General features: G+C 53.3%; 22 protein-coding genes and 1 pseudogene. 7 read left to right on the forward strand and 16 right to left on the reverse strand.

Annotation, left to right across the window (positions count from 1 at the left end; translation table 11 throughout):
- Positions 1-52: 52 nt before the first annotated feature.
- The 4 genes from znuC to ACA108_12875 all read left to right on the forward strand — a co-directional run bounded on the left by znuC (position 53) and on the right by ACA108_12875 (position 3,749).
- A complete protein-coding gene (gene znuC / locus ACA108_12860; protein ID XEX94292.1) occupies positions 53-808 on the forward strand; it encodes a zinc ABC transporter ATP-binding protein ZnuC in 756 nt (251 codons plus the stop codon).
- Positions 805-1,590 carry a zinc ABC transporter permease subunit ZnuB gene (gene znuB / locus ACA108_12865; GenBank protein XEX94293.1) on the forward strand — a complete coding sequence of 262 codons (786 nt, stop codon included), beginning with the start codon at positions 805-807 and terminating at the stop codon, positions 1,588-1,590. Before znuC ends, znuB begins: the two co-directional genes overlap by 4 nt.
- Positions 1,591-1,807: 217 nt before the next feature.
- Positions 1,808-2,497: a hypothetical protein gene (locus ACA108_12870; GenBank protein XEX94294.1), complete on the forward strand. Its 690-nt coding sequence runs from the start codon at positions 1,808-1,810 to the stop codon at positions 2,495-2,497.
- A gap of 772 nt (positions 2,498-3,269) precedes the next feature.
- Positions 3,270-3,749, forward strand: a complete 480-nt coding sequence (locus ACA108_12875; GenBank protein XEX94295.1) for an Hcp family type VI secretion system effector — start codon at positions 3,270-3,272, stop codon at positions 3,747-3,749.
- A 28-nt stretch (positions 3,750-3,777) separates the two neighbouring features.
- On the opposite strand, the gene ruvB is transcribed toward ACA108_12875, so the two are convergent.
- The 6 genes from ruvB to aspS form a co-directional block, all read right to left on the reverse strand.
- On the reverse strand, positions 3,778-4,785 hold the full coding sequence (ruvB, locus tag ACA108_12880; protein XEX94296.1) for a Holliday junction branch migration DNA helicase RuvB: 1,008 nt from the start codon (positions 4,783-4,785) through the stop codon (positions 3,778-3,780).
- A gap of 21 nt (positions 4,786-4,806) precedes the next feature.
- Positions 4,807-5,418, reverse strand: coding sequence for a Holliday junction branch migration protein RuvA (gene ruvA / locus ACA108_12885; protein XEX94297.1), 612 nt, complete (start codon positions 5,416-5,418; stop codon positions 4,807-4,809).
- Between the two features lie 70 nt (positions 5,419-5,488).
- Complete coding sequence (ruvC, locus tag ACA108_12890; GenBank protein XEX94298.1) at positions 5,489-6,010, reverse strand: crossover junction endodeoxyribonuclease RuvC; 522 nt, start codon at positions 6,008-6,010, stop codon at positions 5,489-5,491.
- A 43-nt stretch (positions 6,011-6,053) separates the two neighbouring features.
- Positions 6,054-6,797, reverse strand: coding sequence for a YebC/PmpR family DNA-binding transcriptional regulator (locus ACA108_12895; protein ID XEX94299.1), 744 nt, complete (start codon positions 6,795-6,797; stop codon positions 6,054-6,056).
- A 23-nt stretch (positions 6,798-6,820) separates the two neighbouring features.
- Positions 6,821-7,264 carry a dihydroneopterin triphosphate diphosphatase gene (gene nudB / locus ACA108_12900; protein ID XEX94300.1) on the reverse strand — a complete coding sequence of 148 codons (444 nt, stop codon included), beginning with the start codon at positions 7,262-7,264 and terminating at the stop codon, positions 6,821-6,823.
- A gap of 1 nt (position 7,265) precedes the next feature.
- Positions 7,266-9,038 carry an aspartate--tRNA ligase gene (gene aspS, locus ACA108_12905; protein XEX94301.1) on the reverse strand — a complete coding sequence of 591 codons (1,773 nt, stop codon included), beginning with the start codon at positions 9,036-9,038 and terminating at the stop codon, positions 7,266-7,268.
- 271 nt (positions 9,039-9,309) lie between these two features.
- Here aspS and ACA108_12910 point away from each other — a divergent pair, with 271 nt between their 5' ends.
- The 3 genes and pseudogenes from ACA108_12910 to ACA108_12920 all read left to right on the forward strand — a co-directional run bounded on the left by ACA108_12910 (position 9,310) and on the right by ACA108_12920 (position 10,626).
- The gene (locus tag ACA108_12910; GenBank protein ID XEX94302.1) at positions 9,310-9,891 is read left to right on the forward strand and encodes a hydrolase; all 582 of its coding nucleotides are present in this window, start codon (positions 9,310-9,312) and stop codon (positions 9,889-9,891) included.
- A 137-nt stretch (positions 9,892-10,028) separates the two neighbouring features.
- Positions 10,029-10,124 (forward strand): annotated as a pseudogene (locus ACA108_12915) (hypothetical protein).
- A gap of 262 nt (positions 10,125-10,386) precedes the next feature.
- Complete coding sequence (locus ACA108_12920) at positions 10,387-10,626, forward strand: DinI-like family protein (protein ID XEX94303.1); 240 nt, start codon at positions 10,387-10,389, stop codon at positions 10,624-10,626.
- A 546-nt stretch (positions 10,627-11,172) separates the two neighbouring features.
- Here ACA108_12920 and ACA108_12925 read toward each other — a convergent pair.
- From ACA108_12925 to ACA108_12970, 10 genes are all read right to left on the reverse strand, one after another.
- Positions 11,173-12,393, reverse strand: a complete 1,221-nt coding sequence (locus ACA108_12925) for a prophage tail fiber N-terminal domain-containing protein (protein ID XEX94304.1) — start codon at positions 12,391-12,393, stop codon at positions 11,173-11,175.
- Between the two features lie 39 nt (positions 12,394-12,432).
- Entirely contained in the window at positions 12,433-13,011 is a 579-nt protein-coding gene (locus ACA108_12930; GenBank protein XEX94305.1) for a tail fiber assembly protein, read from the reverse strand.
- A gap of 5 nt (positions 13,012-13,016) precedes the next feature.
- Positions 13,017-13,676, reverse strand: coding sequence for a hypothetical protein (locus tag ACA108_12935; GenBank protein ID XEX94306.1), 660 nt, complete (start codon positions 13,674-13,676; stop codon positions 13,017-13,019).
- Positions 13,663-14,277, reverse strand: coding sequence for a YmfQ family protein (locus ACA108_12940; GenBank protein XEX94307.1), 615 nt, complete (start codon positions 14,275-14,277; stop codon positions 13,663-13,665). Before ACA108_12940 ends, ACA108_12935 begins: the two co-directional genes overlap by 14 nt.
- The gene (locus ACA108_12945) at positions 14,268-15,326 is read right to left on the reverse strand and encodes a baseplate J/gp47 family protein (GenBank protein XEX94308.1); all 1,059 of its coding nucleotides are present in this window, start codon (positions 15,324-15,326) and stop codon (positions 14,268-14,270) included. The genes ACA108_12940 and ACA108_12945 overlap by 10 nt, the downstream gene beginning before the upstream one ends.
- Positions 15,319-15,735 carry a phage GP46 family protein gene (locus ACA108_12950; GenBank protein ID XEX94309.1) on the reverse strand — a complete coding sequence of 139 codons (417 nt, stop codon included), beginning with the start codon at positions 15,733-15,735 and terminating at the stop codon, positions 15,319-15,321. The genes ACA108_12945 and ACA108_12950 overlap by 8 nt, the downstream gene beginning before the upstream one ends.
- A gap of 4 nt (positions 15,736-15,739) precedes the next feature.
- Entirely contained in the window at positions 15,740-16,306 is a 567-nt protein-coding gene (locus tag ACA108_12955) for a phage baseplate assembly protein V (protein XEX94310.1), read from the reverse strand.
- Entirely contained in the window at positions 16,306-17,391 is a 1,086-nt protein-coding gene (locus tag ACA108_12960) for a phage baseplate assembly protein (GenBank protein ID XEX94311.1), read from the reverse strand. The genes ACA108_12955 and ACA108_12960 overlap by 1 nt, the downstream gene beginning before the upstream one ends.
- Entirely contained in the window at positions 17,388-18,686 is a 1,299-nt protein-coding gene (locus ACA108_12965; protein ID XEX94312.1) for a DNA circularization protein, read from the reverse strand. Before ACA108_12965 ends, ACA108_12960 begins: the two co-directional genes overlap by 4 nt.
- A 444-nt stretch (positions 18,687-19,130) precedes the next feature.
- Positions 19,131-19,634 (reverse strand): hypothetical protein, encoded by a 504-nt coding sequence (locus tag ACA108_12970; protein ID XEX94313.1) that lies wholly within the window; start codon positions 19,632-19,634, stop codon positions 19,131-19,133.
- Between the last annotated feature and the right edge of the window lie 11 nt (positions 19,635-19,645).

Here is a 19,645-nt window from a genome sequence, read left to right on the forward strand (position 1 = left end):
GAGAAGTGTGATATTATAACATCCGCTAACTTCTGCAACCCCTGAAATTGTCATGACAAATTTAGTATCACTGGAAAATATCTCCGTTTCGTTCGGGCAGCGCCGCGTGCTGTCTGATATTTCGCTCGACCTGAAGCCGGGTCGAATCCTCACCTTGCTTGGCCCCAATGGCGCAGGCAAATCTACGCTCGTCCGCGTGGTGCTGGGGCTCGTAGCACCTGATGAAGGGGCGATCAAGCGTGACCGCGACCTGCGCATTGGCTATGTGCCGCAAAAACTTCATCTGGACGCCACGCTGCCGCTGACGGTTAACCGTTTTATGCGGCTGCGCCCTGGCGTCAGGAAAGCGGATATCCTACCCGCGTTAAAACGCGTGCAGGCGGCCCATTTGGTTGACGCACCAATGCAAAAACTGTCCGGCGGCGAAAACCAGCGCGTGCTGCTGGCCCGTGCGCTGCTCAACAGCCCGCAGTTGCTGGTGCTGGATGAGCCGACACAGGGCGTTGACGTCAACGGCCAGCTGGCGCTGTACAACCTGATAGACCAGCTTCGCCACGAGCTGGACTGCGCCGTACTAATGGTTTCTCACGACCTGCATCTGGTGATGGCAAAAACGGACGATGTGCTGTGTCTGAATCACCACATCTGCTGTTCCGGCACGCCGGAGGTCGTCTCTATGCACCCTGAATTTATCTCCATGTTTGGCCAGCGCGGCGCCGAACAGCTGGGGATATATCGCCACCACCATAACCACCGTCACGATCTAACCGGACGCATTATTCTGCGCAGAGGGAATGGCCAGTCATGATTGAATTGTTATTACCCGGCTGGCTTGCCGGCATGCTGCTTGCCTGCGCGGCAGGCCCGTTAGGCTCCTTCGTTGTCTGGCGGCGGATGTCCTATTTTGGCGATACGCTCTCCCATGCCTCCCTGCTCGGCGTAGCATTTGGCCTGCTGCTGAACGTGAATCCGTTTTATGCGGTAATTACGGTGACGCTGCTGCTGGCAATCGGGCTGGTGTGGCTTGAAAAGCGCCCTCACCTGGCGATTGATACCCTGCTGGGCATTATGGCGCACAGCGCGCTGTCGCTGGGCCTGGTGGTCGTAAGCCTGATGAAAAACGTGCGGGTTGACCTTATGGCCTACCTGTTTGGCGACCTGCTGTCGGTCACGATGCCGGATCTGATTTCCATCGGAACTGGCGTTCTGGTTGTGGTCGGCGTGCTGCTCTGGCAGTGGCGCAATTTATTGTCGATGACTATCAGCCAGGATCTGGCGCACGTAGACGGCGTAAATCTACAGCGCACCAAAATGCTGCTGATGCTGGTGACGGCGCTGACCATCGGCGTGGCAATGAAATTCGTCGGGGCGTTAATCATCACCTCTCTGCTGATTATCCCGGCGGCAACCGCCCGCAGATTTGCCCGCACACCGGAGCAAATGGCAGGTATTGCCGTTGGCGTTGGTATGCTGGCGGTAACGGGCGGGCTGACCTTCTCGGCGTTTTACGACACGCCCGCTGGCCCGTCGGTAGTGCTGTGCGCTGCGGCACTGTTCGTTGTTAGTATGATGAAAAAGACGCTGGCTTAGTTTTTAGCCTGAATAGATAGCCCTGCTTCTGACCCTCTCCCCCTGGAGAGGGTTTTGTTACTCCCCCTTTCCCCTTCGTCTTTGTTTCTTCCTTATTGCGTGATAGCGTGTCATTTCAGACTCTGGTCACAAAGAAAATGCCGCCCATCGTTTACACCCCGCTTAAAAGCGCTTAAAGTTTCCAAAAGGATTTAATAACAGTTAGCCAGGAGCGGCTATGTACTACAGAAATGAAGTCATTCGTTATTTACAGTCTAATCAGATCCTCGCGCTTAAGCTTGACCACGCGGTTACGGGCGTCGGCAAGGCGGTAGCAAAGCAGATAGAGACGATAGGCGCTGGCGCAAAACGCGCGTTGTTTTACGCCTCCTGTTTTACCGATGAATATCAGGACGTCTGCCAGCAGCAAAAGATGGAAGATATTCGATTTGCTACAGGGGTTTACCATCTTATACATGGTAGCGACGTTGTGTATGACATGCTTAAGATCTATTTTGAAGAAATTTTCAAATACAAAACGCACGACCAAATAGAGCGCATCAAGCAAATGCTGATGGCGGTTAATATTCATATTGCCGCCAGTTATTTGACCGGCTCTGGATTTGCGTTAGCCACCGCCGCCTCGGTCTCCGTTGGCTTAAATCTAAGCCTTGATATAAGTAAATTGGCAGCGCACACAGCAAATGGAGCGATAACATTAGCAGGTATGTACGGCCTCGTACAAAAGGCAGCGGAAAGTGCTAACCGGCTTCGTTTTACCTTGCCCGCCTATTACTCCGCGCTATACGCTCATGAGCTGGAAATGATGTATTTTCTGATTGAGCCGTTGTTTGAGCACGCCGGTGCGCTTGACGCGCAGCAGGTGTCAGATAGCGATATTGTAGACATCATTACAAGGATGATTTGATGATAATGAATCTTCTCGGGCGGTTTTTCAGGCGACTATTCAGGTCTATGGTATATCCCTATGCCCCTGGAGTGCTGACCTTAGCCTTTGCCATTGTTTTTGTGAGATTTTTTCCTGATGGACCAATCTGGCCTATAGGGATATTTGCGATAATCATGGTGTATATAGTTGCTCGTTACGCCAAATGGTAAAGCGTGGTAGATAACTAAATCTTATTTGAACACGCCAATGTGATGTTGCAAACCTCGTGACAAGGATGAATTGATAATCATGCTGAATCTTATCAAGAGATTTTTCAGGCGGCTTTTTAGATCCATGTTTTATTCCTCCGGCCCGGCAGTAGCCACCATCCTGTTCGCATTAGCACAGGAGCATTTCTTTCCGGGAAGCCCAGTGTGGCCGATAGGGGTATTTGCGATATTTATGATATTTGTCTTTGCCCGTTACGCTAAAGGGTAAGTCACCATAATTAAATAACCCATATTCAAAACGCTCTGGCGGCGTTGCAGAAAGCAGTACAAGGATGAATTGATAATCATGCTGAATCTTATCAAGAGATTTTTCAGACGGCTTTTTAGATCCATGTTTTATTCCTCCGGCCCGGCAGTAGCCACCATCCTGTTCGCATTAGCGCAAGGATATTTCTTTCCGGGAAGCCCAGTGTGGCCGATAGGGGTATTTGCGTTATTTATGATATTTGTCTTTGCCCGTTACGCTAAAGGGTAATTGTCAGCAAAGTATTTTTATAGAAATTAACTAAAGAGGAAATTATATGTCTACACCCGCACATTTGTGGCTTGAAGATGAAAACGGTTCTCCGGTGCCTGGCAGCTGTGTAATGCCGCTGCGCTTAGGCTCTATCGAACTAAAATCCTTTTCCCACGGGGTAACCATTCCCGTGGATCCCAGCTGGGGAAAGCTCACCGGCACGCGGGTTCACCGCCCTGTCGTCATAAAAAAAGAGTTCGACCAGACCACGCCCATGCTGTACCGCGCCGTATGTGAAGGCCGCCGCATGAAAAAAGCCACGATAAAAATGTACCGCATTCTGGAATCAGGCATTGAGTCTGAATATTTCACTATCATTCTCGAAAACGTAAAAATCACCACTGTCTCGCCCTACCTGGCCCCCAGCGGCATGAGCAGCACGCACCTCGAAACGCTTGAATTACGCTACGAGGCGATAACCTGGAAGCATACGGAAGGCAACATTATCTATCGCGATACGTGGAACGATCGCTGCGTTGCCTGAGTTCGTTAGGCGGCCATACGCCGTAAAATTATGCCTCCGGCGGCACAATCCCGAAGTGGGTCCAGGCGCGCGGCGTTGCCATGCGGCCACGCGGAGTACGCTGTAAAAAGCCCTGCTGAATGAGGAACGGTTCCAGCACGTCCTCGATGGTTTCACGCTCTTCACCGATGGCCGCCGCCAGGTTATCCAGCCCTACCGGGCCGCCAAGAAACTTATCGATCACCGCCAGCAGCAGCTTGCGGTCCATATAGTCAAAACCTTCGGTATCCACGTTCAGCATATCCAGCGCCTGGGCGGCGATTTCTGCGCTGATGGTGCCGTCGTGACGGACTTCCGCAAAGTCGCGCACGCGGCGCAGCAGGCGGTTAGCGATACGCGGCGTGCCGCGCGCGCGTTTAGCCACTTCGAACGCGCCGTCTTCGCTCATCTCAAGCCCCAGCACGCTGGCGCTGCGCCCGACGATGTGCTGGAGATCTTTGACCTGATAAAACTCCAGCCGCTGCACGATACCAAAGCGGTCGCGAAGCGGGGATGTCAGGGAGCCTGCGCGCGTGGTTGCGCCAATCAGCGTGAACGGAGGGAGATCGATTTTGATGGAGCGGGCCGCCGGGCCTTCGCCAATCATGATATCCAGCTGGTAGTCTTCCATTGCCGGATAGAGCACTTCTTCCACGACCGGGGAAAGGCGGTGAATTTCATCGATGAACAGCACGTCGTGCGGCTCAAGATTGGTAAGCATTGCCGCCAGGTCCCCTGCTTTCTCCAGCACCGGGCCGGAAGTCGTCCGCAGGTTAACGCCCATTTCGTTGGCAACGATATTAGCCAGGGTCGTTTTACCCAGCCCCGGGGGGCCAAATATCAGCAGATGATCGAGCGCATCCCCGCGCAGCTTCGCCGCTTCGATAAAGATTTCCATTTGCGAGGTAACCTGCGGCTGGCCGACATAATCCGCCAGCATTCGCGGACGGATCGCCCGGTCAATCAGCTCGTCCGGGGTGATGGTGTCCGGGGATACCAGACGGTCTGCTTCAATCATCCTTTATCTACCTCAGGAACGCTACAGTGCGGCACGGAGTGCTTCGCGGATCAGGGTTTCGCAATCGGCACCGGCGCGGCCCACTTTGCTGACCATACGGCTTGCTTCCTGAGGTTTATAGCCCAGAGACACCAGCGCGGCAACCGCTTCCTGCTCGGCGTCGTCCGTCGCCCCGCTTTCAGGCGAGGTCAGCACCAGATCGGCCGCCGGAGTAAAGAGATCGCCGTGCATGCCTTTGAAGCGGTCTTTCATTTCGACAATCAGGCGCTCGGCGGTTTTCTTGCCCACGCCAGGCAGCTTGACCAGCGAGCCGATTTCTTCACGCTCAACGGCGTTCACGAACTGCTGCGCGGACATGCCGGACAGGATCGCCAGCGCCAACTTCGGGCCAACGCCGTTCACCTTAATCAGCTCGCGAAACAGGGTTCGTTCCTGCTTGTTGTTGAAGCCATACAGCAGCTGGGCGTCTTCACGCACCACGAACTGGGTAAACACTACCGCTTCGTTGCCGGTTTCCGGCAGCTCATAGAAGCAGGTCATCGGCATATGGACTTCATACCCTACGCCGCCCACTTCCATTAAAACTAAAGGCGGCTGTTTTTCAAGGATGAGACCTCTGAGTCGACCAATCACAATGCTGCTCCTACGGTTAAAAAAATTTTACTTATCATATAAAAAAGGCTGGATAGATATCCAGCCTTAATTATTTTAATCTTCCCCGCGACAGGTTAAGCCGGGTGTCACTCATCTGCATTGAGTTCTGCGTCACGTGACAGTGCGTGATGGCAATCGCCAGCGCATCCGCCGCATCCGCCTGCGGGTTAGCAGAGAGTTTCAGCAGCGTGCGCACCATGTGCTGCACCTGGCTCTTCTCTGCGCTACCGATGCCGACCACCGTCTGTTTTACCTGACGGGCGGCATACTCAAATACCGGCAGATCCTGATTTACCGCCGCCACAATCGCAGCGCCGCGTGCCTGGCCTAACTTGAGCGCCGAGTCGGCGTTCTTCGCCATAAAAACGGATTCAATCGCGAAGTATTCCGGCTGGAACTGGGTGATGATTTCGCTCACCCCCGCGTAGATTAGCTTCAGACGCGAGGGTAAGTCGGTTACCTGAGTACGGATGCAGCCGCTGCCGAGATAGGTCAGCTGGCGACCGGTCTGGCGGATAACGCCGTAGCCAGTGACGCGCGATCCCGGGTCAATGCCGAGGATAATCGCCATCACGCGTCTCCCGTAAACAGGTTAACGGTCGCGGACAACGCCATTAAAGGGTTGCCGCCACCTCGTCAGAAATCTCACCGTTGTGGTAAACCTCCTGCACGTCATCGCAGTCTTCTAACATGTCGATCAGGCGCATCAGCTTAGGCGCGGTCTCTGCATCCATGTCCGCTTTGGTGGACGGGATCATAGAGATTTCTGCTTCGTCAGCTTTCAGGCCTGCGGCTTCCAGCGCGTCGCGCACTGCACCCATATCTTCCCATGCGGTAAAGACGTCGATTGCGCCGTCGTCGTAGGTCACAACGTCGTCGGCACCGGCTTCCAGCGCGGCTTCCATCACGGTGTCTTCATCTTTGCCCGGGGCATAAGAGATGACGCCTTTTTTGGTGAACAGGTAGGCTACGGAGCCGTCGGTGCCCAGATTACCGCCACACTTGTTGAACGCATGGCGCACTTCCGCCACGGTACGGTTGCGGTTGTCGCTCAGGCACTCCACCATGACCGCGGAGCCGCCAGGGCCATAACCTTCATAAATGATGGTTTCCATGTTCGCGTCTTCATCGCCGCCCACGCCGCGTGCAATGGCACGGTTCAGGGTGTCGCGCGTCATGTTGTTGGATAACGCTTTATCAATAGCCGCACGCAGACGCGGGTTGGAACCTGCATCGCCGCCGCCCAGACGGGCCGCTGTCACCAGCTCACGGATAATTTTGGTAAAAATCTTACCGCGCTTGGCATCCTGTGCCGCTTTGCGGTGCTTCGTGTTGGCCCACTTACTATGACCTGCCATAACAATCTCCAAAAGCGCCTTTTTCAGGCGGCATCAATGACAAACTCTTCAATCGCCTGCCGGTTGCTCCATGATTTGGTCATGGCCGCCGCCGCTTTGGCGTCGGTCCACTTCCAGGCCAGATGTTCCGTAATGGTTATCTGGCGTTCATGAGGCAGCGCAAGGCAGAACCAGTATTCTGTATTGCGCGTAATGCCCGGCGCGTAGCGATGACGCAAATGTGTAAAAATTTCAAACTCCACACAACGCTGACAGTCGACCATGGCGATCTGCTCGTGAGCAGCATCGATGGCGACTTCTTCATTAACTTCGCGAAGTGCAGCCTGCAGCGCGCTTTCCCCCTCCTCTATGCTGCCGGTAACCGACTGCCAGAAGTCAGGATCGTCGCGCCGCTGTAGCATCAGCACCCGTCCGGTATCCTGCGCGAAAATCACCACCAGTACCGAGACGGGACGCTTAAAGGCCATGTTATTCTTTCTCAGCCTTTTTAATTACCGCAACGCCCAGCTCGGCCAGCGCCGTTGGGTTAGCGAAGCTTGGGGCTTCGGTCATCAGACACGCCGCAGCGGTAGTTTTCGGGAAGGCGATAACATCACGGATGTTGTCGGTTCCGGTCAGCAGCATGGTCAGACGGTCCAGGCCAAACGCCAGGCCCGCGTGCGGCGGAGTACCGTATTTCAGCGCGTCCAGCAGGAAGCCAAACTTCTCGCGCTGGTCTTCTTCATTAATACCCAGGATGCCGAACACGGTCTGCTGCATCTGGCCGTTGTGGATACGCACCGAGCCACCGCCGACTTCGTAACCGTTGATAACCATGTCGTAGGCGTTAGCCACGGCGGCTTCAGGATCGGCAGCCAGCTGCTCTGGCGTCATGTCTTTCGGCGCGGTGAACGGATGGTGCATCGCGGTCAGACCGCCTTCACCGTCATCTTCGAACATCGGGAAGTCGATAACCCACAGCGGCGCCCACTTGTTCTCATCGGTAATTTTCAGGTCTTTACCGATCTTCAGACGCAGCGCGCCCAGCGCATCAGCAACAACTTTTTTGCTATCTGCACCGAAGAAGATCATGTCGCCGTCCTGCGCGCCGGTACGGGCCAGAATCTCTTCCACGATGGAAGCATTCAGGAACTTGGCAACCGGGCTGGAGATGCCTTCAATGCCTTTAGCGCGCTCGTTCACCTTGATGTAAGCCAGCCCTTTCGCGCCGTAAATCTCAATGAACTTGCCGTAATCGTCAATCTGTTTGCGGCTTAACTGTGCGCCACCCGGCACTCGCAGCGCGGCAACGCGGCCTTTGGCATCGTTAGCCGGGCCGGAGAACACCTTGAACTCCACGTCCTTAACCAGATCGGCTACGTCCACCAGCTCCATCGGGTTACGCAGGTCCGGCTTGTCGGAGCCGTAGCGGCGCTCGGCTTCGGCGAAGGTCATCACCGGGAAGTCGCCCAGGTCAACGTTCTGCACGTCCAGCCACAGTTTACGTACCAGCTCTTCCATCACTTCCCGCACCTGTGGCGCAGTCATAAAGGAGGTTTCGACGTCGATTTGGGTGAATTCAGGCTGGCGGTCGGCGCGCAAGTCTTCGTCACGGAAGCATTTTACGATCTGATAGTAGCGGTCGAAGCCGGACATCATCAGCAGCTGTTTGAACAGCTGCGGGGACTGAGGCAGCGCGTAGAACTTACCTTTATGAACGCGGCTTGGCACCAGATAGTCGCGCGCGCCTTCCGGCGTGGCTTTGGTCAGCATTGGGGTTTCGATATCAAGGAAACCGTGGTCGTCCATAAAGCGGCGGACGAAGCTGGTGATCTTCGCGCGGGTTTTCAGTCGGTTCGCCATTTCCGGGCGGCGCAGATCAAGATAGCGGAATTTCAGGCGCGCTTCTTCGGTGTTGACATGGTTAGAGTCAAGCGGCAGTGATTCTGAACGGTTGATGATGGTCAGATCGGTGGCGAAAACTTCTACCGCGCCGGTAGCCATATCTTTGTTGATGTTTTTCTCATCACGCGGACGCACGGTGCCGGTGATCTGAATGCAGAACTCATTGCGCAGTTCGGAAGCAAGCTTAAACGCGTCCTGACGGTCCGGGTCGAAAAACACCTGCACGATGCCTTCGCGATCGCGCATATCAATAAAGATAAGGCTACCGAGATCACGGCGACGGTTGACCCAGCCACACAGCGTGACCTGTTGCCCAACATGGGATGGATTGAGCTGCCCGCAATATACTGTACGCATGAGATATCCCTTTAATTAGCCGCGCACGGGTTGCTGCCTGCATGCCAGGCGCCACGGTGGCCGCTATTTTTGTCTGTCTGATATGGATGAAAAAAGGGGGCTATTATACTGGAAATAATGCCCGGCGATAAGCCCGAAGCGAGCGACTGGTGCGTTCTAAAGCGCCCGAACTTGCCAATTCTCACAAAAATTAACAAAAATAGTAAACTGTGTAACCGGGGTTCCATCGTAAGGTATTCACCGCAAACCCATTTTGAACCGGAGTCGCCGTATGTCACAAACCAATACTTTAGAACTGAATCCTTCCCGCACCGCGCTGGTGGTCATCGATTTACAGGAAGGGATCCTGCCGTTTGCCGGTGGTCCGTATACCGCGCAGGATGTTGTGGCTCGCTCCGCAAAACTGGCCGAAAAATTCCGTGCAAACGGCTCGCCGGTGATCATGGTGCGCGTAGGCTGGTCGAACGATTTTGCCGAAGCGCTGAAACAGCCGGTTGATGCGCAGGCCGGTGCGCACGCCCTGCCAGAAAACTGGTGGCAGTACCCGGCTGCTCTGGGCAAAAAAGAGAGCGATCTGGAAGTCACTAAGCGCCAGTGGGGCGCCTTCTACGGCACCGACCTTGAGCTGCAGCTTCGTCGTCGTGGCATCGATACCATCGTGCTGACCGGCATCTCCACCAATATCGGCGTGGAGTCTACCGCCCGTAACGCGTGGGAACTTGGCTTTAATCTGGTCGTTGTCGAGGATGCCTGTGCCGCAGCGGACGCCGCCCAGCACAAGGGCAGCATGACCAATATCTTCCCGCGTATTGGCCGCGTTCGCACTACAGAAGAAGTTCTGGCTGTATTGTAAACGGGTGCCTTCTACCCTATAGCATTCGAGCTGAAGGTAGGCGGCACGGGAAAGAGTCCCCTGGAGCTTACTTTTGTAAGTGACTGGGGTGAAGGAGTGCAGCCAACACCCCTACAGTTTGAAGGATGACGGGTACAATGATCTATGTAGGCCTTCCACAATGGTCCCACCCTAAGTGGGTGCGGCTGGGCATAACCTCCCTTGAGGACTACGCCCGTCATTTCAACTGCGTGACGCGGTAATTTTTAAAATCACTAAAGAACGCCCAAGAGCATGCGTATTTTTTAGTTTAATCAGTGTGTTAATAAGACTGCACATATGAAATTCAGTAAAGTTCATATGTGCAATAATGCCCCATCTATGCCCCAAAACACATTTTTTTGCCCCACCCATGCCCCAAAATCTCTTCTGAAGCGCTACACAATTTATCGTTAATGCTGTATAAAATAACAGTATAAATACTGTATGTAATCACAGCGATTATCGGAGGTTGTTATGTACGTTGAACTGGTTTACGACAAACGCAATGTTGAAGGTTTGCCTGGTGCAAAGGAGCTTATTCTTGCTGAACTTACAAAACGGGTGCGCAGCATCTTCCTGGATGCTGATGTGCGCGTAAAGCCAATGCAGGCAAACGCCGTTAACAGCGACTGCACGAAGACAGAGAAAGAAAAGCTAAACCGGTTGATTGAAGAGATGTTTGAAGAGGCTGAGTTCTGGCTCGTTAACGAGTAATCTGGTGGCCCGCATAGTCTATGTGACCACTGTCTTTTTATTTTTGGTATTTCTTTCCAACAGCTTCTTAACGCGCCTGAAAGAGCGGTCGTTAACAAGCTGTATTCCTGTCCCATGTAGCTTGTTATTTTCATTGTCCTTTTTGATAGTCCCTTTTCATACCGTGATTATAACTAACGATTACAACCCGTACATTTTGATATGGATAATTACCAAACAAGGTAGTTAAGTGGTAAACACAGCGAATGGCACGCTTTAGTATTTGTCTTGAAAGAACATTGCGTGAAACCATCCATTGCCATAATGGCAGCGCCCACTGTCCGATGGGCGTTTTTTTTAGAATTATGGCCAGGGTGAGGAGTTTATATTACCGCTCGACACGGAATATAAATTCACATCACCCCGGCCGCCAATAATGGCAGAACGCAGGAAAGGAACCTGTCAAATTTCCGCTTAAATGGTCTGCGATCTGTCGCCAGATATGGCAGGGGTGGCTTCAGTTGGGTTAACGTCTGGAAGCTGGTCTAAACTCCCTCCTGCCATTTCCTACGCTGCGTATATCTCTACCACTCCATACTGCCCGGCTACCGCATTCGCATAAATCACCGGCCCCCATGTCGTACTATCGTTTGCCGAAGCTGTAAACGGATACCACTTCCCGCCTACCAGCACTTCACAATCTATCATCGAGTTATCCGGCGCAGAGTAACGACAATTTTTTACCCTGCTGCCGATCAGTGCCGATTCCAGCATTACCCTTGCCGGTAGTTCAGCCCCGTCAATCCGCATCGCCAACGTCATTGACCTCCCTTTATTACCTGCCATCACTATTCCCTGCAATCGCCATGTTCCGGACGCAGCTTGCCCCAGATTTTCCAGTGTTACGTCCCCGGTAGGACCATCTTTAAACACACAGCCTGCAGTGAATGAACCACCGCTAAATATAGTCCCGGCCTGACGTGGCTCTGTCTGCGATGATACCTGGTAGTACATCATCGCAATCGATCCGGGCGCATCCCATGTTTCAGGGATGAAGGGGTGGGAGCCTCCGTCTTCTCCCTTCGGAATGCCGAAGTTTATGGTTTGATCTGGTGCGTCGCCGGTGATTTCAGCGGTAGCATCCTCCCCTGGCTCCAGCGTCGTCACAGTCCCGACCATCAGCGTATTGGCTGGTCCCGACTCCCCTTGCAAACCCTGCTCTCCCTTTTCCCCCGACTCCCCTTGAATACCCTGCTCACCTTTCTCGCCCTTTTCCCCAGCGGCAACAAAAAGCTCCCACGGTGATGCAGGCGGCACCACTCCCGTAACATCAGCAGTAGCCAGATACTCGCTGCCATCAAATTGGACCAAATCGTTTTTTTGGTATTCGATATCCGAACTAAAGGCACCTCGGGGATTAAAACCCGCATTTGCTGCAACCTCTTTAGTTTCTTCCAGAATCTCTTCCATTTCGGCAAGGATACCCGGCTGTGCCTGATCCGGCTTGAAAGCCGTCAGGAATTCGTTAAGCGTTCCATCCGGACTATCGGGATAAATGATGATATTCCCGAGCCACTTACGCTTTTTCCCATATGACTCGCAAACACTGTATGAGTTTGGTACTAAATCAATGGAATATGCCGCATCCTGATCTGTGGTTGTGCTGACAATAGTCTTTAGTTGAGTCTGTGATGAATTAAACAGGCTTTCGAACTCAAGCGTCACATCTGGCAGCGGTTGAGCCAACGGGCTGCAGTAACGCCCCGAAAGATTAATAGTAAGGGACATTTTGGCTCCATATAAAAAAGCCTGCGAAATGGCAGGCGTTCAGAGGAAAGAAGGCGCACCTGGCCAATCAGGATCGGCGACAGTCAAATCGACATCGCGCAGCGCATCAGCGTATTGCTGTAGCGTCAATAAATTGTCGGCATCACCGTCGCGAGAATTGCCAACGGCCGCGCTGGACTGGATAGCAAAGGCGTAAGCGGCGACGTTCGACATTTCTTTGTTACGTGTGCCGAGGTTTTTTTGATACACGCGGCTGTTGACGGTTTGCTCATCCTGATAAATCGTCGTGCCATCGTATTGCCAACTGCCATCTATTGTGCAGCCAGTCGGATAATCTTCCACTGCAATCTCAGCAACGCTCATGTTTATCGGGAATAACATTGAAACGGCGTAAGTGCCCCCACGCTGAGGAACCGGTTTATCTACCACTGAACGCACTATTCCAGCGCTGTCATACATGATTTTTATTGTATCATCTGCAAATAGCCTCTGAGCTTCGTACCAATCCTGATTATCATCTGACTTCAAAAACACCGGGGCAGCGCCGTCTGCTGATTTATATAACTTTATCTGCTTAGCAGTGGGCTTCACTATTTTAAAATTTTTGATATTCTGCATTTTTATTAACCTTGGATAACAGTCCAAACTCCGTTGATGTTTATCTGAATCGGTTTGCTATACCAGTTCAAATCATCCGCACCAGAATGGTCCCTATTTACACTCGACCAGAATGAACCAATTCCGGCATGAATAACGCTGGCATCGTTTGGAACGGATAATTCGGCACCCAACTGCACGCCCTGCACAAACCGGGCATTCGCATCGGCTTTTGTTTCATACGGTGATAAATCTGGGACCGGTGGGATAACGGTAGTATCAGGCAGTGCTCCAACATCCGCAGCACTAAGTACCACAGCCCCCGTCTTTGTATTGACACTGGTAACTGGTGCCGCCGGAGGTGTGTAGCTATCAGGCAGCGCACCCACATCTGCAGCGGTAAGCACCACCGCCCCTGTTTTCGCGTTGACGCTGGTGACCGGTGCTTCAGGCACGGAGGTCGTAATCATCTTTGATATTGCCTCTACAAGCTGGTTGTTCTGGTCCGGATCCAGCACCAGCCCTGCGCCTTCAATTACTGCTGCTAACTCTTCCTGGACAGAATCGAAAAACGCAGCATTCAGCGCAGTAGGTGGCACGCCCGTCTGCGGGCTGCCTTCGGTAAAACCATTTTTGCCTGGCCCAAACTTATCTTTCTGAGCAGTTGATGTATCAATACGATGCACGTGTAGCCTCCGGTGGGTAGCTGAATAAAACGATGGTATGTGAAGGGCACAGCTTGTTAATAACGCATTCGGCTGTTGTGTCGCCCCAGGTTCGCAGGGATTCAGTGCACTGCGACAGGCATGTCATGTCACTGATTTTTGTTTCCTCAGTAAAATTGACCTGCCATACGAAGTTCCACTCATCCGAATAGAGAGAGGCTGTACAGGGAGAGGTGCATACAAATCCCATGCCCTCATATTTTGTGATGGTTGCAGACGGATAGCCGAGCGAGTCAAGGACGCTGAGATAAAATGATTCGGTGATCCCCCCTGCTACGTTAATTTTTGCATCAAGCCGCTGCTGCCGCTGCGCCAGCGTTTCAGTGCCGGGGATTGAGCAGGAATCAGGTAGCCCACAGCAGGCTTCCCATCGCTCAATCAGCTCCACCGTCTGCCGCGGATCAGTTTCCCGGACAAGATCGTGCGCTCGTGCTTCAACGTCAGCCAGCGTTGGCGCTATCCCGGCCAACAGGGGATCGCTGTCGCTCCATGCCGGACCCCGCGGCAGCAGGTTTTCAAGGAGACGAAAATAATCGTCGCCCGTACGGGTTATCAGCTCCATGTAAATGTCCCGGCCACCGGCAGTTCGTTATCAGCAAGCTGAACATCTTCGGCTGGACTCAGCAGGTTGTGGCTGAACTCACCGGCGGCTACGCTGATGGCCTCGTTCATGCGTGATATTTCAACCACCCCGCCGGGCTCACCGTCCCGCTTAAGGCAGGCTTTCAGCTCGCTTTCAACAGCCGCCCGCACCTCTTCCGTGTCCGGATTCACCAGAATGCGAAAATCGACAATTTTAAGCGCTGGTCCGAAAACATGGAGACTGGATCCAGCCACCGGCGACAGAGGGGCAATATAATCGTACACCGCCTGCAGCTCGGCATCCGAAGGCACTGGATTAGTGTCATCGTCGGTTGCGCACATGACACCTACCGTGCCAAGGCCCGCCCAGTTACGGAAAGTCCAGGCGCGACTGATGCCCGGTACGCTTTCAGCCCAGATAACATAATCCTCGTCAGCTCCCGACTGAGGGACGTAATACCAGCGGTCTATGATGCGGGCGCGCCATTGCTCCACGCCTTCAATATCTGCTCCGCCGACAACGCTGTCTGCTGCAGCGCGTGAACTCAGTCCACTCACAGGGCTGACAAGAGAAAGCGCTGTTCCGTCATCAGTATTGCCTGTCGATCCGGCCGTTTCACACTCAACCGGAACCCGTAACGTGCCGCCCGCCGATATCGCCGCAGCCGTGGTAATAAATGTCACCTGGTCGTCGCGCTGGAGTTCCACGCCTTCATCGATGGCGACGCCGTCATCAACGCCGTCCCACCGCGCCCAGCCGGCTGCCTCGACGGCAGGTTTACGCGGGCATTTTTTGAGGTTTCCATGCCGGTACAGCCACAGTTCGTTCGCTTCATCAGGAAGAATATTGCGGGCGAGATAGTCAATGTAACCGTAAAGCGTATTGACGGCGGCTGCCACCGCGCGCGAATAGACCTCAGCGTCTGCGCGGCGGAGGATGTCATCAGACTGGAACCGGGAAAGAATATCGTTGCGAAGCTGGGTGATAAGATCGGGAAGCGGCGGGCGATAAAAGTCACTGTCAGCCATAGTTGAGTAATCTCCAGTAATTATTGAACTTCATATCCCAGGTGCTGCCATCGCGCTGATAAATCATGATATTCAGGCCAGCCTCGGTAAGGCCGCTGCGAACGGACTCAACGTCAACGCGGGCTGCCACACCATCGTCTGTCATCCACTGCAGCGCTTCGGTCGCGTAGTCTCTGGCGCGGTTTAGCGTGTCGTTCGTGATTTTTTCACGGCCCAGCAGCCAGAGCCGCGAGCCAATTCTGTCGCCGGTCACTGTCGGATACGTGTCGCCCCACCACCCCATCGGCTCCGGTGCGTTATCATCGGTATTGGCTCGTCGCCAGGAAAAAAGAGAGATGATCACCGCACGCGGCAGTGGGTTTATAACCGCCGTCGGGTCGGTCAGCTCGCCGTTGAGATAAAAAATCATAGGGTCACATCTGCTGGTTAGGTGATTTGGTTGTGCCGTCGTCGTATTCATGATCGTGGCCGTTGTAGGTTTCGCGTAATGCCTGCATTGAAGATGTTTTATCGATCATATCACCACCGGCTTTCATATCTTTTGTGGCCTCCACCAGCGGGGAATTAAGCGTGATTTTTTCGGTTGCATTGAGCGCGCAGGTCTCCATATTCGCTATCAGATTTTTGGTCTGGATCTCAATGCTATTGCCCCGCTTTAACGTAATGCTGTCGCCTTCATCGGTGTAAATTGCCACTTCGCCAGCCTGTAGTCCTTTGATGCGGTAACGCCTGTCAGCCACCATCAGGACCACCCCATGTGAACGGTCGCCATCAGGGAACAGAGCAAAACCTTCAGCACCTTTATGCGGCGCACTGGTAAAACCATAAGGCTCCAGATGTTCGACGTTTTCTTTCGGCTCGCCGGGCATCAGTTCAACCTGGAGCATCTGACATTTATTTGCCGTATTCAGCCCGCTGACAACCGCGCGGGCCAGTAAATTTTCTATGGCGCGCTCAATGCGCCTGAAGGCTGCCTTCATCAGAAGTCCTCATCATCTCTTCGCCGTCTGTGCCGGTGTCGTCGTCCGACTTTTGGCTCAGGCATGTACGTGATTGCCGGGCCAACGCGTAACCGGGTCATAAAGCCCCTGTCGTCCAGCGTCCAGCTGGCCTCTGCTATCACCAGCTCCGTGTTGTCAAAGCCCATCACCGGATCCCAGACAACCACGCGCAGATTTGGCCGCCAGAGTGAGCCATCGCCCTGCCGCCATCCCGCCACGGTGTACGTTGTCTCAAGCGTGCGTCCCTCCCTGTTCGCCCGCTCATATTCCGCGCGTGCTTTACATGTCGCCAGCGTGGCGTTGCCACACTGCTTAATCATTAGCGGGCGATACCGCATCACCGCAGGATCCTTTACGGTGGCTGTTATTCTGGCGTTGGTGGCTTCACCATAATCATGATCCGTGCCAGCACGCTGCCCCGAAACGGTGTATTCAGAAAAACGGTTACTGAAATCCCGCTGGCCGTCAGCGCTGATAATATTTTCGCCCAGCACCAGGGCGGTGTGGGCCTTTTCATTGCCGACGGTATCAAGGACCAGTGCGCCATCGGCATTATCAAACGCCAGTATCTGCTCAAGCCCCAGAAGCCGGTTAAGCGCCTCGCTGATAGACTCACCGTAATCTACCTGGAAGCTGGTTAATGCCTCGCTTTCCGGCGTAGCGCTGACAACCTGAACGTCGAATGGTTTTGCCAGCGTCGAAACAATCTGCGCCAGCGTCCGGTTCGTGAACTGACCAGGCTGCGACGGAGCGCTGCAGTCGATCAGGTCTTCCGTTTTGCTTCGACCGCTGATGCTGGCATGCACGCGCTGAGCGTCGTAACCCAGCGGAGTTGCGTCCACATAGCCGGTCAACACTTTGTCATCTCCAATCAACACCTCAACCAGATCGCCTTCAATGACGGGCAAATCCAGATGGTGCAGATCGGAGGACTGTGGCCACTGACGGGTGATCTCAACGTCAAAATGCCTGGCAATACGGTCAATGCCAGCGGAAATGTTGACGCGGGTCCAGCCGGAGAAATCCTTGCCGTTCACCCGCAGCGTTACATCGTGGTCGTTCATCGGGACGCTACCCTCAGTGGTCGTGGCGGCACAAAGCCCGGATGAATAATGTCATTCATCGCAACAATTTCAGCACCGCGCGCAGCATCGTCATACCAGTCCGCAGCCAGAATAACCGCGGGCGATACCTCATCAGGCTTACGAACAACCGCTTTCGCGGTCTGCTGTAGTCGCCTCTGTATATCAAGAGACACGGCCTGGCGCAGGTCTTCCAGCATCATGAAAGGTAAGTCTCCCTGAACCCTGCTGGCTTCCTGGTCAAACAGGCGGTTGTATGTCACCCGCTGGCGGGTAAGCTGATCGTAACTGACCGGCAGAACCTGGCGTTGCCGCGTGCGGTCCGGTGAGTCGCCAATGGCGGGATGCGTTGTTCCGGAAGATTTAACGGCGTCGTTATAACTGACGGGTGACGGCAGCGCAGAAAACTGTCTGGCTGATTGCGAGATTGCAGTGCCGCGCATCAGCTGGGCGGTGGCATTTGTACAGGAAACAGACTGCTGCTCCGATGCGCTGAGCACGGGCCAGTTTCCACGGGGTGACAGCGCGGAATCGGATGCAATATATTTCAGGTTATCGACTGCGCTAATGGCGCTTTCGGTATTGAAGTAAATGCTCCTGCCGGCAGCCCACATCTCCTGCGTACGTCTGATAAACTCGGCGCCCTGCGTGGGGGGCGGGAACAGCACCGATAAATCACCCTGTAGCAGGCGCGCGGCATCAGCAACCGCGGTATCGACAACATTAAACACGCTGATAACTTCGTCCAGCATTCCGCTGACATTTCCTATCACGTCATCGGTCACCCAGTCGGCAAACCCATCCAGCCCAAAATCCTGCAGGAATTTTTCACCCAGCGATGCGTCGGTCTTATCCGCCGCGGTAACAACATTCTGAGCGGTTGCACCGCCAGACGTCGGATAGTTGAGCTGGCCGGATTCAACGAACTGGAGCGATATCTCGCACATGCCGCCGTTGTCGCGGGAATGACTGACCCTGATATCGCCATCGACATGAACAGTGAGCGAGCCATAAAATGGGTGGATAAGCGTGCCGGGGCCACCCAGCTCAAGCGCGGTTAACAGCCGGTCGCGCTGAACCATATAGTCACCGCCGACCAGGTAGGCGGAAATACTGTATCGCCGTGCCTTGCGCCCCATATCATCGGTAAATGGAACATTGCGCAGTGGGTATTCATGCGTCGTACTGCGGCGCCCGTAGGTCGCCTCATCGGCACTTACCTTGAAGTAGACGCCGCGGAATGTTGCGGGCTGTAAACGATATAACCACGTATCCATAGCTCTCCCGTAATATTATGGCAACAAAAAACCCCGCAGCAGAATAAACTGGCGGGGCTTTGTTTTGCTTAAGCTATCTCACGCTCGGGTGGGAAGCATCGTTAAATGTAACGGTAAAGACAGTATTATTAATCTGAATATCGCAACAAAGCTCTTACTTCCTGCATCGGACGGCCGAAAATCTTACGATCGCAACCACACATCCAACATGAACACATACAGGGCGTGCGATAACAAATGCCGATGGCCTGTGGTGAGCCAGTACCAATATTGAAATACCTACTGCGTTTCTTCTTTAACCGTTTCTCGTGATGCCGACGCAATGCACGATTTCTCATAGATGAACTCCTTAAGTGGAGCGGCCAGGCCTTCGCATGGCCGCTGTATCGGGAGTTCGGAATGATGTATTTTTCTCAGCATATAAAATTACGCTTAATTAGATTATTACAACTTTATTTCGCAGGCAGAGATAAATTTATTCACTGCATTTGTCGAGTTAGAGACATTACCTGACAGCGATGACTGATTACCACCATCAGTGGTTTGAATTCCTACCATTACTTTTTTCTTGCCGTCGCGCAACGATTTTAATACAGACTTTGCCAGTTCAGCGTTCTCTGAAAATGCCTGGACAGTGGTATCATTTCTTCGCATCATTTTTGCATCCATTTTTACGGCTGCGTTACTGTCTACTTTGAAAATAAGATCTACCGGAACACTTTCTCCCGACATGTCAGTAGTTTTATTCATCTCAACATATGCTGCTGATAAAGTAGTTGATGTGCAATCAAAGATGATGCCCGAAGATGAATTATTTAAGCTACCGATCAACATAGCTTTTTTACCGCCGCTGAAAAGATCATCATCCGTTTTAGTTAACCATTGAGCGTTGACAATTGATGGAATAAGAATGAAAGACGCGACAGCAGTAATTAAATATTTCTTCATGATGTTTCAAT

Source organism: Dryocola sp. LX212, assembly GCA_041504365.1.
Lineage (GTDB): Bacteria > Pseudomonadota > Gammaproteobacteria > Enterobacterales > Enterobacteriaceae > Dryocola.